The sequence below is a fragment of the Lysinibacillus sp. EB271-A1-10B genome, from assembly GCF_058791335.1.
The window spans coordinates 12,983-27,845 of sequence record NZ_JBYTDL010000012.1; the positions used below are offsets into that span (position 1 = coordinate 12,983).

General features: G+C 38.3%; 12 protein-coding genes and 1 riboswitch. Of the genes, 11 read left to right on the forward strand and 1 reads right to left on the reverse strand.

From position 1 onward, the window contains the following. The first annotated feature begins 58 nt into the window (after positions 1–58). From AC3WSK_RS15740 to AC3WSK_RS15760, 5 genes are all read left to right on the forward strand, one after another. Complete coding sequence (locus tag AC3WSK_RS15740; RefSeq protein WP_079562217.1) at positions 59–1,186, forward strand: MBL fold metallo-hydrolase; 1,128 nt, start codon at positions 59–61, stop codon at positions 1,184–1,186. A 158-nt stretch (positions 1,187–1,344) separates the two neighbouring features. Beyond that, the gene (locus tag AC3WSK_RS15745; RefSeq protein ID WP_079562231.1) at positions 1,345–1,572 is read left to right on the forward strand and encodes a sulfurtransferase TusA family protein; all 228 of its coding nucleotides are present in this window, start codon (positions 1,345–1,347) and stop codon (positions 1,570–1,572) included. A gap of 104 nt (positions 1,573–1,676) precedes the next feature. Further along, a complete protein-coding gene (locus AC3WSK_RS15750) occupies positions 1,677–2,453 on the forward strand; it encodes a sulfite exporter TauE/SafE family protein (RefSeq protein WP_079562218.1) in 777 nt (258 codons plus the stop codon). Positions 2,454–2,466: 13 nt separating this feature from the next. Beyond that, the gene (locus AC3WSK_RS15755; protein ID WP_079562219.1) at positions 2,467–3,171 is read left to right on the forward strand and encodes a DsbA family oxidoreductase; all 705 of its coding nucleotides are present in this window, start codon (positions 2,467–2,469) and stop codon (positions 3,169–3,171) included. 274 nt (positions 3,172–3,445) lie between these two features. After that, positions 3,446–4,390: a c-type cytochrome gene (locus tag AC3WSK_RS15760; RefSeq protein ID WP_427483410.1), complete on the forward strand. Its 945-nt coding sequence runs from the start codon at positions 3,446–3,448 to the stop codon at positions 4,388–4,390. 41 nt (positions 4,391–4,431) lie between these two features. Here AC3WSK_RS15760 and AC3WSK_RS15765 read toward each other — a convergent pair whose 3' ends face one another. Beyond that, positions 4,432–6,126 (reverse strand): FAD-dependent oxidoreductase, encoded by a 1,695-nt coding sequence (locus tag AC3WSK_RS15765; RefSeq protein ID WP_492414541.1) that lies wholly within the window; start codon positions 6,124–6,126, stop codon positions 4,432–4,434. A 502-nt stretch (positions 6,127–6,628) separates the two neighbouring features. Here AC3WSK_RS15765 and AC3WSK_RS15770 point away from each other — a divergent pair. The 6 genes from AC3WSK_RS15770 (at position 6,629) to AC3WSK_RS15795 (ending at position 14,454) form a co-directional block, all read left to right on the forward strand. Continuing rightward, complete coding sequence (locus AC3WSK_RS15770; RefSeq protein ID WP_492414542.1) at positions 6,629–8,617, forward strand: ABC1 kinase family protein; 1,989 nt, start codon at positions 6,629–6,631, stop codon at positions 8,615–8,617. Positions 8,618–8,998: 381 nt separating this feature from the next. Next, positions 8,999–10,201: a C40 family peptidase gene (locus tag AC3WSK_RS15775; RefSeq protein ID WP_427483416.1), complete on the forward strand. Its 1,203-nt coding sequence runs from the start codon at positions 8,999–9,001 to the stop codon at positions 10,199–10,201. Between the two features lie 591 nt (positions 10,202–10,792). Next, on the forward strand, positions 10,793–11,341 hold the full coding sequence (locus tag AC3WSK_RS15780) for a hypothetical protein (RefSeq protein WP_492414543.1): 549 nt from the start codon (positions 10,793–10,795) through the stop codon (positions 11,339–11,341). Positions 11,342–11,571: 230 nt separating this feature from the next. Next, a riboswitch (cobalamin riboswitch) is annotated at positions 11,572–11,761 on the forward strand. Between the two features lie 198 nt (positions 11,762–11,959). After that, positions 11,960–12,502 carry an ATP:cob(I)alamin adenosyltransferase gene (locus AC3WSK_RS15785; RefSeq protein ID WP_197143822.1) on the forward strand — a complete coding sequence of 181 codons (543 nt, stop codon included), beginning with the start codon at positions 11,960–11,962 and terminating at the stop codon, positions 12,500–12,502. Between the two features lie 3 nt (positions 12,503–12,505). After that, the gene (locus AC3WSK_RS15790) at positions 12,506–13,465 is read left to right on the forward strand and encodes an ABC transporter substrate-binding protein (RefSeq protein WP_492414544.1); all 960 of its coding nucleotides are present in this window, start codon (positions 12,506–12,508) and stop codon (positions 13,463–13,465) included. Between the two features lie 221 nt (positions 13,466–13,686). Further along, positions 13,687–14,454 carry a tyrosine-protein phosphatase gene (locus tag AC3WSK_RS15795; RefSeq protein WP_492414545.1) on the forward strand — a complete coding sequence of 256 codons (768 nt, stop codon included), beginning with the start codon at positions 13,687–13,689 and terminating at the stop codon, positions 14,452–14,454. Positions 14,455–14,863 lie beyond the last annotated feature (409 nt).

Genomic DNA, 14,863 nt, shown 5'->3' on the forward strand with positions numbered 1-14,863 from the left:
AGAGGACAATCCTTTCCGCTAAAAAAACAACAAAATAATACCTCAGGGGGTAATCAAAGTGTCAGTTTTAAAATGGAGTGCAGCAGAAGTAGCGAAAAAAGTAATTAATAATGAAGAATTATTTATTTTAGATGTTCGAAATGCGGATGCATTCGAAGATTGGAAAATTGATGGCCGTAAATTTGAATACCTTAATATTCCGTATTTTGAGCTACTAGATGGCGTGGAGGATATTTTACCGGAGATTCCGGCTAATAAAGATGTGTTAGTCGTTTGTGCGAAAGAAGGGTCATCACTGATGATAGCTGAGATGTTATCAGAAGCGGGTCGTACGGTTGCTTATTTAGCTGGTGGAATGAAAACGTGGAGTGAATATTTAGAGCCGATTAAAGTTGGAGATTTAACGGGTGGTGGTGAGCTTTATCAATTTGTACGTTTAGGGAAGGGCTGCCTTTCTTATATGGTCATCTCTGAAGGTGAAGTGGCGATTATTGACGCTGTTCGTTTTACTGAAGCATTCACAAGCTTTGCGGAAGAGAAAAACGTAAACATTAAATATGTGTTCGATACACATTTGCATGCTGATCATATTTCTGGTGGGCGTCATATAGCTGCAACTACTGGTGCTACGTATTATTTACCACCGAAGGATGCAGAAGAAGTTGTATTTGATTATACACCGTTACTTGACGGCACAGCTGTCCAAGTAGGCGCCTCTCGAATTGACGTAGGAGCGATTTATTCACCTGGTCATACAATTGGTTCAACATCATTTATTGTGGATAACAAGTATTTATTAACTGGTGATATTTTATTCATTGATTCAATTGGACGCCCTGATTTAGCGGGTCTTGCAGAAGATTGGGTTGGTGATTTGCGTGAAACACTTTACAAGCGATACAGAGAATTATCGGATGATCTGATCGTTTTACCAGCTCATTTTATGATGATTGATGAACTAAATGAAGACGGAACTGTAGCGAAGCATCTTGGACAATTATTTGCCGAAAATCACGGCTTAAATATTAAAGATGAAGCGGAATTCCGAAGTGTCGTAACGGAGCATCTGCCTCCGCAGCCAAATGCATATCAAGAAATTCGTCAAGTAAATATGGGTAAGATTACGCCGACGCAGGATGAGCAGACAGAGATGGAAATCGGTCCAAATCGTTGCGCAGTTCGATAGTCTGTTTATAAAAGATGGTTAAATGTAATGAGTACGCATGCATGGTTATAGCATGTAAATACCGCGAAGCGAAGGCGCTCATCCTTCGTAAAGTCGTGAAAAAACAAAAGGAACAGGCAAAATCGCTTACAAGCTTTGCTGATTCAAAGGAGAAAAATATGAAATCAACTTTACAACTAGATGCAAAGGGCTTATCTTGCCCGATGCCTATAGTGAAAACAAAGAAAGCTATGGATACATTGACTTCGGGTGAAATTTTAGAGGTTCAAGTAACAGATAAGGGGGCTCTTGCGGATATCCCTGCTTGGGCCAAAGCTGGCGGTCATACAATTTTAGACAAATCTGAAGACGCTGGTGTCATTACATTCTCTATTCAAAAAGCTTAAAACGGGTGAGGGTTGTCTCTTCTATTAGAAGTTTAGAACAGCCCTCCTTTCAATTGATATGACAATGCCATTGAGGCGCCAGTGACCAGAAAGAAGGAAAAAAGATGGATTTAGCATGGATTATTACAATATTTTTGATTGGCTTTGTAGGTTCGTATGTATCGGGAATGCTAGGAATTGGCGGATCGATTATAAAATATCCAATGTTATTATATATCCCGCCTTTACTTGGTTTTGCAGCATTTTCAGCACATGAGGTATCGGGGATTAGTGCTGTACAAGTGTTTTTTGCCTCTATTGCTGGGGTATGGGCATATCGTAAAGGTGGTTATTTAAATAAATCGCTGATTATTTATATGGGGGGTGCCATATTAGCAGGAAGTTTCGTTGGTAGTTATGGCTCCCAGTTTTTATCTGAAGCAGGGGTTAACGTCGTTTATGGTGTATTGGCGTTGATTGCTGCAGTGATGATGTTTATTCCTAAGAAACAAATTGACGATAAGCCGTTGGATGAGGTAACGTTCAATAAACCGATAGCGGCCATATTAGCATTCGTTGTTGGTATTGGATCGGGAATTGTTGGGGCAGCTGGTGGCTTCTTGTTAGTACCTATAATGCTAGTAGTGCTAGGTATACCGACGCGTATGACAATCGCTACAAGCCTTGCTATTACTTTTATATCCTCAATAGGTGGTACAATTGGGAAATTAATGACGGGACAAGTTGATTATTATCCTGCTTTCATTATGATTGTAGCTAGTTTAATAGCGGCTCCACTAGGTGCGAAAGCAGGAAAAAAATTAAACACAAAAGTTTTACAAACTATTTTAGCGGTGCTCATTTTAGCAACTGCCATTAAAATTTGGATAGATATATTGTAGGAGGCTGTAGTAAATGAAAATTGAGATTTTCTCGGATTTCACATGTCCGTTCTGCTACATTGGCAAAAGAGAATTGGAACGCGCCATTGACTCGGCGGGTTATGTGGGGCAGGTAGAAATTGAATACAAAGCATATCAAATTGGACCAGATACACCCAAGATAGATGCACCAACTGTATATGGGGGTATGGCTGAAAAATTTGACTCCTCGATAGAAGAAGTGAAGGAACTTACTAAGGGTATAGCAAAGCGGGCCAAAGAGGTTGGATTGCATTACAATTTTGATGATATGAAAACAGCGCATACTGAAAAAGCTCATCGATTAGCAAAATGGACACGACAGTTTGGTAAAGAGTCGGTCTACACGGAAGAGCTTATGAATGGTTATTTTACGGAGGGAAAAGACTTAAACGATGATATGTTCTTGTTAAAAGTCATAGAAAATATAAACTTAGATGTTGAAATAGCAAAGGGTATTCTGGCATCAACTGACTTCAGTGAAGCTTTAGACAGAGATCGATATGATGCTCAACAGCTAGGTGTAGAAAGTGTTCCGTTCTTTGTTTTTGAAAATCGTTACGGTATTAAAGGGGCAGAACCAAATGAAGTTTTCGTACGAACATTGCATCAGGCGGCGGAGATAGCAGGTATTCGGCCGGTGTTAAAGATGGTAGGTGATGGTGAAGCTATTTGCGTTGGTGGTGAATGTAAATTATAGTAGAATGCTAAAATGTCGGGTACAATGCTGTACTCGGCATTTTTATATTCATTCGAAAATGTTGAACTGTACGAAAGTAAAGCGTCGGCTACAAATTTAGGAAATAGTACATACTGCAAGAGGTATTAAGTCTTGTTTAATGTGTTATAGAACAACGAATTTCATAATTTTATCCTCAAAATGATTCTATTTGCGTGTGGTGTGAGAAAAGTCACATCGAAAAAGATGCTGTTTTGCTAAAATATAGGTGATTATACAAAGGGGGGTATTATAGATGAAACCTATAGTAGCAGGAGTAGCGGGAACAGTGCTGTTAGCAGGTACACTTTTTGTAGGAGCAGCCATTAGCGACAAAATTTTAGGGGATGCAGAAAGCAAAGAAGCCGCTGTACAAACAAAAGTACAAACAACAGCAGCTGCTCAGTCAGTTGTCTATGCGCCACCAAGTATTGAAGAAGTGCCGGATGGACCTATGAAGGAAGCAATATTATATGGTTATGAGCTTGTCAATAATACACATGTTGCTGCAGAAGAATATGTTGGGAATCAATTGTCTTGCACAAGCTGTCATGCGGGGGCAGGTTACGATGAGCGAGTTTCGTCACTAGTAGGTGTTATGGCGGATTATCCCCAATATATCGCGCGCTCTGGTGATATTGTAACGATTGAGGAGCGTATTAATGGTTGCATGGTTCGTAGTATGAACGGTAAGAAATTTGACATGAATAGCAAAGAGTTGGAAGCGATGGTCTCGTACTTCTCTTATATTTCAGAAGGTGTACCTATCGGGGCGGAGCGTGAGTGGGTAGGTACAAGTAATATGAAGGACATTCCTATACCGGATGTTAAGAACGGTGAGGAAGTGTATGCTCAGTCTTGTATCGCGTGCCACGCGGCAGATGGCTCAGGTAATGGTGCTAATACAGGTCCTGCATTATGGGGTGAAAAATCATTCAATGACGGAGCGGGTATGGCAAGGATGTCGAAAATGGCTGGCTATATTCAACATAATATGCCAGTTGGTGCAGCTGGTACTTTGACAGATCAAGATTCCGCTGATTTAGCAGCCTTTATTTTATCGCAGGATCGACCTGAATGGGGAAATCATAATAAAGATTGGCCAAAAGGCGGACGTCCAAATGATATTATGAATAAAGAAAAACGGGATCAAGTTAAAAATGGGACAATAAATTGGGAGAAAGTACTTTCTACTAATTAAAAAGAAAAGGGATGCTGCAAACTAGTGGCATCCCTTTTGTGTTATTTAAAATTGTAGGCCGTGACAATTTTATCTCTGTTAATTGTTACATCTGTGAAATATTCATACAAGCAAATACCGAGGAAGGAGCCGGCGACATTAAATACATTAGAAAAACCGTTGTTCTGGAGGGTCATTACAGCATTGTAGCTTCGTTGGCCAGATCGGCAATGTACGTAAACTGGTCTATCTTGTGGAATCTCATCCAAACGTTCGCGGAGCTCGCTTAACGGAATATTATTCGCATGAATGAGATGACCATTCTCAAATTCATTTATTTCGCGGACGTCTAAGAAATAAGCGTTATTTTCAACGAGACCTCTAACTTCGTCAACTTTTACTTGTTTATAATGACCATATAACTGGTTTTGGGCAACGAGTGCAGCTAAATTAACAACGTCACGTGCAGTGCTAAACATTGGAGAATAGGATAGCTCTAGCTCTTTCAAGTCTTCTAATGTGCCTTTCATTGTTATCATAGTTGCTATAACGTCGATGCGTTTGTCGGTATTGCCTTTTCCGATCGCCTGTGCGCCGAGAATCTTCCCAGTTGGCACTTCGTAAACAAGTTTAAAATGAAGTGGATTACTATTCGGCATTAAACCAACTTTGTCTGGTGCAATCAAGTACACGCTTTTTGCTTGGAAGCCGTGTGCGAGCGCTGTTTTTTCATTTAAGCCCGTTGTGGCACACGTGTAATCGAAAATTTGCACACTTGAAGAGCCGATAACTCCTTTGTTTTGTTGAGGTATATTGTACATATGATTAGCTGCTGCTCGTGCTTGTCGTTGCGCTGGACCTGCTAGTGCCAGGCGAGTTTGTTTATGGGTTAGTTGATGGAATACTTCTATAGCATCGCCCACAGCGTATATAGAAGGATCGGATGTTGTGTAATTAGCATCAACTTGAATACCGCCAAGTTCGCCTATTGCCAGTCCGGCTTCTTTCGCTAAAGAGGTTTCGGGACGAACGCCAATAGCTAATACAACAGCCTGTGCTTTCAATTGTTTACCGGAATTCAATTCTACATAATCTGCCGTAACCTTAGCTAGGCCGTCATTGACGATGACATTAATTCCTTTATCCATCATTTCTTTGTGTAATATTTGTGCCATATCATAGTCAAATGGCGTCATGATTTGTTGACTAAACTCAACGAGTGAGACATTAAAACCGGCAAGTCGTAAATTTTCTGCAACCTCCACGCCTATAAATCCGCCACCAATAACAGCGATATCTTGTATGTCATCGCTTTGGATATACCGGTTTAAACGGTCGATATCCACGACATTACGAACGGTAAAAACGTGTGAAGAATGAACTCCGTCCAAGTTTGGAACAATTGGACTTGCGCCAGGAGATAACACTAATGTATCGTAGCTTTCTTCGTACTCAGTGACAGTGGTTAAATCCTTTACAGTAATGCTTTTATCTTTTCGATTAATATGTAAAACTTCTTGATTAACACGTGCTTCAATCTTGTATTTTGTTTGAAAGGCTTGAGGTGTCATTAAGATTAATTTGTCGCTGTTATCAACGATTCCACTAAGGTGAAATGGTAAAGAGCAATTGGAAAATGAAACGTTCGGTCCTTTTTCAAACATAATAATCTCTGCCTGTTCGTCGAGGCGGCGGATACGTGCAGCGGTCGAGGCACCGCCTGCGACACCACCGACAACTAAAAATTTTTTACTCATGTGTAAGCACATCCTTTTCTTGTAGTATACATACATGGGTATGTTGTGGATAAATCAAGATTTTTATTGTGTTGATAATGAATAAAACTGTGGATAAATATTGCTTTAAGTGGATTATATACCCCTTTGGGTATTTTATCAACAAAAATTACTGAGTAAAAATCATTGTAAGTGGATAAATACTAAAGAAATAAACAAATAGACAAAATTTTGGGGATAACAGTAAAATATGACGATTTTAACTGATTGTAGCGTAGGGCTACTCGACTCCCGCGGGAAAGCGAGACAGACGAGACCCTGCACGGAGCGAATGTTTTCCATGCGAAAGCGTAGTGCTAACGCAGCGACAGCAACTGTTTTATCTGTGCGACAGCGACAAAGCAAGTAGCATGTAGCGGAAATCAGAGCCTTCTAAGGGACGGAAGTGACCCCTGCGTTATGATGATGAGCCTTACATTTGTTATACTAGCAGTATTAGGAAGTAGTATCGGAGGTGACGCTGTTGATTTTTTTGAAATTTTTAATCCAAATCATTGTTGTATCAGGACTTATTTATTTTGTCAGTGGCCGATTAATTGGTTCAAACATTAATTTCAGACGTAGGGTTCTTTCTGTAGTCATTAGTGTGACGCTAACGTCCTTCGTTTATTGGTATACCTATTTACGTCATACAGATTTTTTATACGAACCGATGATGCAAACAGTGACGGAGGTCAGCACACTTATTTGGATTGGTAGCATGCTACTAATTTCGATGCTGCTCTATCTCGTTTTTGAGCTTTTCGATTCAAGCGGTATTAGGGCTACAGATCATCGTAATGGGCAAAAAAATTTATTTATGCGCCTTCGAAGCTACTGGCGACAACAAAAGCGCTTGCGTCATGTATTGAGAATAGCAGTGACAAATGGCGTTGTTCAAACGATAAAATACGCAAGACAACGTGAAAATGAAAAAGAGCTTGCCATTGCTTTAAGAGTAACTTTGGAGCAATGTGGTGGGATATTCATTAAATTTGGTCAGGTACTTTCTACTCGTAAGGAACTATTTTCGCCTATCTTTATTGCCGAGTTAGAGAGGCTACAAGATAGTGTGAAGCCTTTACCGTCAGAACAGGTAACACAAATTTTAGAAGATTCACTTCCGAAGCCTATGAATGAAATATTCGCAAACTTTCAAATGGAGCCTATTGCGGCAGCATCCATTGGACAAGTACATAAGGCACGGTTGAAAAATTTTGATGAAGTCGTGGTAAAGCTACTGCGTCCAGAAGTGAAGGGGATTATGCGAGACGACCTCGACATTTTGGAGGAATTCGCTAATTGGCTTTCGAACAAGTCTACATGGGCTGAGTCACTTGGTTTTCGAGAGCTTGCAAAAGGATTTGCAGATGGATTACGCGAGGAAATCCATTTAGATATTGAGGCTCGCAATACATTGCAGGTGACGAAGGCGCTTGCCAAAAGCGATTATAAAGTTCGAATCCCTAAAATCTATACAGAATATTGTAATGAAAATATTATTGTCATGGAATATGCTCGAGGAAAAAGTGTTGCAAATGCTGCAGCTGAATTTAACCGATTTGAATGTGATCGTAAGCAGTTTGCACGGACTGTTTTATATTCCTTCTTTGAGCAGATGTTGCTTTCTGGTATATTCCATGCAGACCCACATCCGGGGAATATTCATATTGATGAGACGGATGGCACACCAATACTGCTTGATTTTGGAGCGGTTGGCCGTTTAGGAGCTACACAACAAGAGGGCTTAAAGCTATTTTTAATGGGAATTCAGCTAAATGATGCAAGTGTTTTATACGATGGCCTAACACTATTGGTTGAAAATTCGGGCCATGCAGATCGTGCAAAAATGGAGCAAGCCATAGATCAAATTCTCTTGAAAATCTCTTACGTGGATCGGATTCCAACAGAGGAATTGATACATGCGTTATTTACAGTTGTTCGTGATTTTGGTCTTGCTTTCTATCCCGCAGTAGGTTTAGCACTGCGTTCCTTAGTAACATTGGATGGCACACTACGGGTAACTGACCCAAGCTTTGATATTTTTACAGAAGCGAGAGATTTTTCATCCGCATATATGCGGGCATCCTTCCTGAAGCCATTTAAAGAACCGACGGCAACAAAGGAACGTTTGCAAGAAGAATTATCCATGCTTATTCCGACATTGCGCAAAATGCCAAGACGAGTTGACCAGCTTATTCAACGGGTAGAAAGTGGGAAAATCATCTTACATCACGATGTTTTTTCAGATGAGGATAATGCTCGTTTTATTACCAATCTATTTTCCCGTTTCGTCTTACTTCTCGTTGGTATTACCTTTGGCATTATTTCTGTAGCACTTTTAGCCATTTCACAATTTATTCATGACACGTATGCGATCTATTTAAATACAGCAGCATACTTAGGGTTATTTCTCTGTGCCATTCTGTTAGTACGGCTTTCTATCCAAGCGCTTCGTTCCATGAAGCAATAGAAGCGTCAACTTGGAGAGAAATTAACCTTTGTTTATGGTTACACATTATTTGTAGGTAGGGGAAAATGTTCCCTTACCTTTTTTTATGTTAAAAATGTTTTCTAGAAATATTACAAAAGCATTACAAAACAGAGAGTGGGACTATGGGTAAAGTAGTTAAAAACGTTGATATGTAGAATAAAACGTAATTTTGTAGAATTTATCGGGAATTACGTAAATATTACAAGAATGTTGCGAGTTTTACTAAACCATTAAAAAGGCGTGAAATAGTATAAAAGTTATGCTAATAGTGCTAAACTTTAAAAGGCTAATAAAATATAAGAATAAATAAAAGAAATCGTTCCAATGATTACATTAAAATTCTACGAACGAAATTGACTAGTGAAGGGAAAGAATAACGTGGGTAAACGCAATAAATGGCGTAAGTCGATGGTGCTAGCATTAGCACTAGCGGGCGGCTTATTATTTAATACAGTTCAACCAACTCAAGTGCACGCAGAAGAAACATCTCAACAAATGATTGATAAGAAAGCTAAAATAGATACAGAGGTTAAAAAGCTACAAGAAGAGCTAAAAAGCCTAGAAAAAGAGATCGAAGAAAAAGTAAAAGTATTTAACAAAGTACAGGCAGACATTAAAGAAGTTGATGCAAATATTGTAGATACTAAAAAACGTATTGAACAACGTTCAGCGATTTTAAGTGACCGTATGGCTGCATACCAAGCACAAGATAATACTGTAGGTATTTATTTAAACGCTGTTCTAGAATCAAAAAGTTTTGCAGATTTAATGGACCGTGTCGTAGCGGTAAAAACATTAATGGATGCTGACCAAGAATTAGTAGATCAACAAGAAGCAGATAAGGCTAGCTTAGAAAAACAAAAAACAACATTAGATGAAAAACAAAAAGAGCTTCAAAAGCAATTCCAAGAGCTTCAAGAGAAGGAAAGCGAAATGGAAGTGAAAAAAGCTGAAAATGAAGCGAAATCTCTTGCATTAAAAGCACAAATTGCAACGAAACAAGAAGAAGAGCGTTTAGAAGCAGAACGTAAAGCAGCAGAGGAAGAGGCAGCTCGTTTACGTGCACTTCAAGCAGCTACTCCAGTTGTACAAGCAACAAACAACAATGCTAACACTAACGATAATGGCAATAGCAATGATAATAATAATGGCAAAGCTAACAATGAAAAATCATCACAAAAAGTGGTTGTTGGTTCAGGGGCAGGCACTGCATCTTCAGGTGATGCTATTTCAGTTGCGAAACAATTCCTAGGTCGTAGCTATGTTTGGGGCGGTAGTAACCCATCAACAGGATTTGACTGTTCTGGTCTTGTACAATGGTCTTACAAACAAGCGGGTGTAAATTTACCACGTACAGCATCACAACAATATTTAGCAACACAACGTATTTCAGCAAGTGAAGCACGTGTAGGTGACCTAGTATTCTTCAGCTATGGTTCAGGTATAGCGCATGTAGGTATTTACTTAGGAAACAACACAATGATTGATGCTCAAAATAAAGGTGTTGTCATTGAATCACTTGATTGGTGGAATCAATATTTAGTAGGCTTCGGTCGTATTTAATAAGCCGTACTATTATATAGACGATTAAAATAGCGAAAAGGTTATCTTTGTAAAAGAAATTACAAGGGTAACCTTTTTTTATTATTTGACGGTACTGGAAATTATCAACTGTTTAAACTATAGTTAAGATTCTACGACTAAACCTATTAGGCAAACGCATAATGTTATTCATTAGTTTAGGCTCGACTACTCGGTCAATAATGAGTAAAATAACTTTTGTAATGAATAAATTTACATAAGTTGATATATTTATAACTATAGCCCCAGTTATAAAAATGATAATACAGCCGAAAAAAGAATTAGCATCAATTTTTCGTTATTGCGTATTTCGCTTTGACTCAATCGTGAGATAACTCCAATAATAATCCTAACGAGTATTCCTCTGTCTTCATATAGCTAAAAGAAAAGATTCTTGCATATTGAACGCCATTTCTGATAATTTTGAAATATACGATTGGGATCTTGCTCTGAAATTACAATTATATGAGACTTTTAATTTGTAGTAGCAAAGTAACGCATGATGGTAAATGAGATAACACTTACAAGTACACTATTTTTTACGTTCTGAAACAATAAAGGTAGGGATGAATCATGGAAAAAGAGATTTTGCAACTTTTTAGTAATTTAACAGAGCGTGACCGTGATATTCAATACAAATCATACGAAGAATTAATGAAAATTATGCAGGAACCAGTTGATTGGACCTATTCAGTTTGGGAACAATTAGTTCAAACTCTTACATACAAAAATGGACATGTACGTGCAAGTGCTGCACAATTTTTATGCGCACTGGCAGCAAAAAGCGATCCTGAAGAAAGAGTGTTAGAGGACTTCTTAAAGATTTGGGCAGTAACGTATGATGAAGAAACAGTCACTGTGAGGCATACTTTACAGGCAATTTGGAAAATAGGCTTAGCGGGGCAGGTACAAAGAGATTTAGTCGTATCATATTTGGCTAAAAGATATCAAACGTGCTTAGACGAAAAGCACCCGACATTAATACGCTATGATATTATTGTATCCTTTAAAAAGCTATTCGATGCAACAAATGACCCAAAGCTACTAGAAATTGCACAGCGTTTAATTGAGGAAGAGAAAGATGTTAAATCCAAAAAGAAATATAAAAATGCCATCCGATAAAAGTTATGAAAATGGCTATTTTTTGAAAATCCTTTCATTATAAAAAATAAAATGCTTTAACTTATAAGGCATAACAAATATTTGCACGAGCAGGATGAATACCCAATGGGGCAGTGAATATATCCGCGTGCATACGGTAATACCTGCATGATTTTTATCCATCGTTGTTTATTCTAAATTCCACAGCTATTTTTTCCTATCAATCTATGATAAACTGCATAACAAGTGAATAATTCTTGCAGAATAAAGGTGCTGAACTATAGCATAATCGGGAATTCGGTGAAAAACCGGAGCTGTTTCCGCAACTGTAAGTACAGAAGTCATAAAGATATACCACTGTCGAATTATCCGATGGGAAGGTTTTTTATGAATGTAGTGAACTGTACAAGCCAGGAGACCGACCTTTGTTTGAACGTATAGATAACTCTTCGGAAGCTAGGAGAATATGCGGCAAATACATAGGCTATGTCGTATTTATGCGACACTATTTATGCTATTTTTCGTTGTTTCCTTAGGAGTGGGAACAACGTTTTTTTTTATGCGCTTATAGTTCACCTGATGTAAGACGAGGTGTTAATAAGGTAAGAATTTTTCACGAAGGAAAGCGGGGACTTAGATTTGAAAAAAGATGCACGTTATTCTTGTTATCCATTTATGCGTGAAAAGGCATCTACAGTAGATTTTGAAATTCGAACGGATAGCCTAACAACACATATTGGTGTAGCATTGGCGGCGGTTAAAAAAGAAACGGTAGAGGTAGTAGCAGATGATTTACTTGCCATTTTGCCAATGGCTTACCATGTAAATGGCTCAGTCCGAGGCAAATTAGCTGTAACTGAAGATGATTTGACTTGGCTTAGTGATCGCTATGATTTCTATGTTAGTCATGTTAAAGAGGAAATACAAAACTTTGTATTACCCCAAGGAACAGAGGCAGCTTCTGCATTACATTTATGTCGTAGTGAGGCGAAAAAATCATACCGTGTTTTGCACAAAGTATCTGAAGAACGCGAAGTACCAGCTATTCTCTTTGATTATTTAGGATTGCTAGCCAATGTATTTTTTGTAATGGCTGTCTATATGAATCAGCATGCAGGTATTGCTGAAATACCGTTTATTAGTAAGTCATACCCGATGAAAAAGAAAAAGGAGAATCAATGAAAAATGAAGAAAATGTTTAAGCTACAATGGCTTTCTGTGTTGATGTTGGCACTTGTATTAGTTGGCTGTGGCACGAAAGAGGATACAAATAAAGATACTGTTTCTAAAGAAGATCAACAAGTTGAGAAAACTACTAGCTATAAAGTTAAGGATGACCGTGGTGTAGAAGTAGAGTTTAATGCAGTACCTAAAACTATTGTTTCATTAAAACCGAGTAATACAGAGATTTTATTTGCGCTAGGTGTGGGTGATAAAATAGTTGGTGCGACTGAGTATGATTCGTATCCAGAAGAAGCTCAAAAAATTGAGCGTGTTTCTGATTCTACAATATTCAATAGTGAGCGTATTTTAGCGTTAAAGCCAGACGTCGTTATTGCCTATACAACTGGAGACGATGAAGAAAATTTAAATGCCTTAAAAGGTCTCGAAGATGCGGGTATTAAAGTGTTTGCCATTCAATCAGCTAAATCATTTGATGATGTTTATGGGGATATCGAACAAGTCTCAGCGGCTATGGGCATCAAAGATAAAGGCGAAAAGTTAAATGAAGATATTAAATCTAAAATTGCAGATGTCCAAGCAAAAGTTAAAGATGTGAAAGAACCAAAAAATATCTATTTAGAAATTGGTCCAAAGCCAGACATCTATACAGCTGGTTCTGATACATTCCAACAAGAGATTTTAAATGCTGCAAACGTTAACAACGTTTTTGTTGAACTTAAAAGCTGGGCAATGGTATCTGAGGAAGATGTCATTGCGAAAAATCCAGAAGTCATTTTAACAACAGTAGGCAATGACTCAACGGGAGAAATTCTTTCTCGTGATGGATGGAATTCAATCACGGCCATTAAAAATAAAGCTGTTTATTCTATAGATAATGATATCTCAAACCGTCCAGGTCCACGTATTGGCGAAGCTGTTGAGTTAATCGCGAAAGCAGTATATCCTGAGTTATTTAAATAATTGATATTGAAAAATAGTATTTTGGAGCTGTCCTTTATCAAGGGCAGCTTTTTTGATGAATAAAAAGGATAACTGCTCCACCCAAATAAAGAAACACTCAAATAAATCCCCTTGTTGCTCTAAGTAGTGTACGACATTCCCTAATGCGAAAATTGGTATTATATCGAATTGTTCTATAAAATAGAGATAAGTATGTTTGCTAACAGGGAGGGGTGCAGTGAGTGAAACAGTTTGATATGAATATTATTCCGTTTGAGGCAGTTAATAATTTTCGGGATATGGGTGGTTATAAGTCAAGAGATGGGCGTGCTGTTAAGAATGGTTTGATTTATCGTTCAGCCGCACTTGGTAAAATGACGAAATCAGATAAAGAGCGCTTTGAAACGCTAGGTGTGAAAACAATTTTTGATTATCGAGACAACCATGAGGCTCAAAATAATCCTAATCCGATATTCCCGTATGCCAAGTATATTCAAATACCAGCTAAAGGAAATCATGCTTTTGAGATGCCTACAAACGCTGGTGGAAAAGATTTTTATAAGGTTGTAAGCCCGGAGATGTTTAGAGAATTTTATGCACAAATGCCTTTTAATAATGCCTCATTCAAAGAGTTAATAGCAACGATTCAACAACCTGAAAATTTAGGGCTTGTTCATCATTGTGCAGTCGGGAAGGATCGAACAGGTATTGGCAGTGCGCTTATTTTACTTGCTTTAGATGTCCCTGAGGAAACGATCATGGAGGATTATTTAGATACAAATGTACATTTACGTTCCTTAGTCGAACGAATGGCTCTAACCATTCAGCAAGATTATAGCGAACAAGAATTACAGCAATTTTATGCCTTAATGTCTGCCCGTGAAGACTATTTGCAGGCAGCATTTGATGCAATGGATAGCCGATATGGCTCTAAGACAGCTTTTTTAGAGGAAGAGTTTGGGTTAACAACTGAAAAACGTAACCAATTGCAGGACTATTGTTTATTATGATAAGAAACCCTTTCACATAAAATTGTGAGAGGGATTTTTTGTGTATTGTATTATCTTTGCATAATCTTTTAATTCATATTGGCCAAAAAGCTTATGGAAGCATTATGCCGAGGCATAATTAGGTGTTTCATTATAAAAATTCTTTACAGCCTAAAAATCTATGATAAGATACTATATATTTTTAACTTCTTTCAGCGGTTGTCCAAACACCCGCTGAAATATAGGAACTCAGTCTAAAAACGCCACGTCCTGTGGCATTACCGAAATGACCGACATCGTGTCGGCCCTCGTGTTGTTGCTGTCGCTGCGCTTTCGCACAAAAAACATTTGCAGCCCTAAGCACAAAGCCGATTCCAGACGTAATTATACCGAGGCATAATTGATTGGGCAGTAATTTATCTGTATAGAT

Coding starts and splice junctions, on each gene's coding strand:
- AC3WSK_RS15745 (WP_079562231.1), top strand. CDS start 1,345: ATGAAATCAACTTTACAACTAGATGCAAAGGGCTTATCTTGCCCGATG.
- AC3WSK_RS15750 (WP_079562218.1), top strand. CDS start 1,677: ATGGATTTAGCATGGATTATTACAATATTTTTGATTGGCTTTGTAGGT.
- AC3WSK_RS15755 (WP_079562219.1), top strand. CDS start 2,467: ATGAAAATTGAGATTTTCTCGGATTTCACATGTCCGTTCTGCTACATT.
- AC3WSK_RS15760 (WP_427483410.1), top strand. CDS start 3,446: ATGAAACCTATAGTAGCAGGAGTAGCGGGAACAGTGCTGTTAGCAGGT.
- AC3WSK_RS15765 (WP_492414541.1), bottom strand. CDS start 6,126: ATGAGTAAAAAATTTTTAGTTGTCGGTGGTGTCGCAGGCGGTGCCTCG.
- AC3WSK_RS15780 (WP_492414543.1), top strand. CDS start 10,793: ATGGAAAAAGAGATTTTGCAACTTTTTAGTAATTTAACAGAGCGTGAC.
- AC3WSK_RS15790 (WP_492414544.1), top strand. CDS start 12,506: ATGAAGAAAATGTTTAAGCTACAATGGCTTTCTGTGTTGATGTTGGCA.